Source organism: Mesorhizobium sp. M4A.F.Ca.ET.020.02.1.1, from assembly GCF_004022645.1.
Taxonomy (GTDB): Bacteria; Pseudomonadota; Alphaproteobacteria; order Rhizobiales; family Rhizobiaceae; genus Mesorhizobium.
In genome coordinates this window covers 1-1472 of record NZ_RZOI01001064.1, presented here as the reverse complement: position 1 = coordinate 1472, position 1472 = coordinate 1, and the positions used below count along the sequence as shown (strand labels likewise).

The window sequence follows — 1472 nt, the reverse complement described above, 5'->3', positions numbered from 1 at the left end:
CCCTTGCTCCTAAGAGATTAGGGATCGCGCCCGGAAAAGACGAGTCCTTTATCGTCCGCGACTGGAGACCTGATTTTGGAACGACCTGAAATACCGGTGGGCCTGCCGGCCGACATCGAGCAGAAGAAGATGAAGGCCCGCCTGTGGTTCGAAGCGTTGCGCGAGCGCATCTGCGCCGCCTTCGAGCAGATCGAGCAGGATCTGACGGGTCCGCTGGTTTCATGGTCGCCTGGCCATTTCGAGAAGACCCCCTGGGAGCGCGACGATGGCAAGGGCGGCGGCGGCACCATGTCGATGATGTATGGCCGCGTCTTCGAGAAGGTCGGCGTCCACACCTCGACCGTCTACGGCGAGTTCTCGCCCGAGTTCAGGAAACAGATGCCGGGCGCGGAGGAGGATCCACGCTTCTGGGCAAGCGGCATCTCGCTGATCGCGCATCCTTGGAACCCGAACGTGCCGGCGGTGCACATGAACACGCGCATGGTCGTCACCTCGCGCCAGTGGTTCGGCGGCGGCGCCGACCTGACGCCGGTGCTCGACCGTCGCCGCGTCCAGGACGACCCGGATACGCTCGCCTTTCACCGCGCCATGCAATTTGCCTGCGAGAAGAACGCCGGCGTCGCCGACTACGCCAAATTCAAGGCCTGGTGCGACGAATATTTCTATCTGCCGCACCGCAACGAGCCGCGCGGCACCGGCGGCATTTTCTTCGACTGGCTGCATTCGGGCGAGGACAAGGGCGGTTGGGATGCCGATTTCAACTTTGTCCAGGATGTCGGGCGCTCTTTTCTCGTCGTCTACGGACACCTGGTAAGGGGCAATTTCAACGACAACTGGACCGACGGCGACCGTGACGAACAACTCATTCGGCGGGGCCGCTACGTCGAATTCAACTTGCTTCACGATCGCGGCACCATCTTCGGGCTGAAGACCGGCGGCAATGTCGCCTCGATCCTGTCCAGCCTGCCGCCCGAGGTCAGATGGCCATAAAATATCGGTGAGCGGGATGTGAACCGCAATGCGGTCCCATTCGCCGAATCTGGGCGCGCAATGTGGCGCCTTGATTATCTTTTTCGTCTAATAGGCATTTGAAAAATCAGGGCTATTTGTCGTTTCCGGGCCGGGAAACGCCGGCGGTTCCTCCCCTCTGAGCCGCGACGCGACGTGACCGGACGGCCCATGATTGAGTGGGGTGCCTTGCCAACCGGGTGCCCGCATTTTCCAGGAGAACATGCCATGCGCAAGCTTATTGTGACGGCGGCAACCGCTGCTCTTCTCGCCTCTGGTGGCGCCGCGTTCGCGGCGGTCAAGCACACCACGGGCACGGTGAAGAGCTTCGATGGAACGGCCATGAGCCTCGTTCTTGATGATGGATCCACCTTTACGCTGTCCAAGGCCTTCAAGGATCCTGGCCTGCAGGCTGGCGAGAAGGTCCGCGTTTCCTGGGACATGAACGGCAAGAACAAGATTGC

At 61.3% G+C, this 1472-nt stretch carries 2 protein-coding genes; both read left to right on the top strand.

Translation table 11 applies throughout. From position 1 onward, the window contains the following. Positions 1–75: 75 nt before the first annotated feature. Positions 76–990 (top strand): oxygen-dependent coproporphyrinogen oxidase, encoded by a 915-nt coding sequence (gene hemF / locus EN742_RS34830; RefSeq protein ID WP_126058663.1) that lies wholly within the window; start codon positions 76–78, stop codon positions 988–990. 246 nt (positions 991–1236) lie between these two features. Next, positions 1237–1472, top strand: a 236-nt coding sequence (locus tag EN742_RS34825) for a DUF1344 domain-containing protein (RefSeq protein ID WP_128333868.1), incomplete at its 3' end; no start/stop codon positions are given.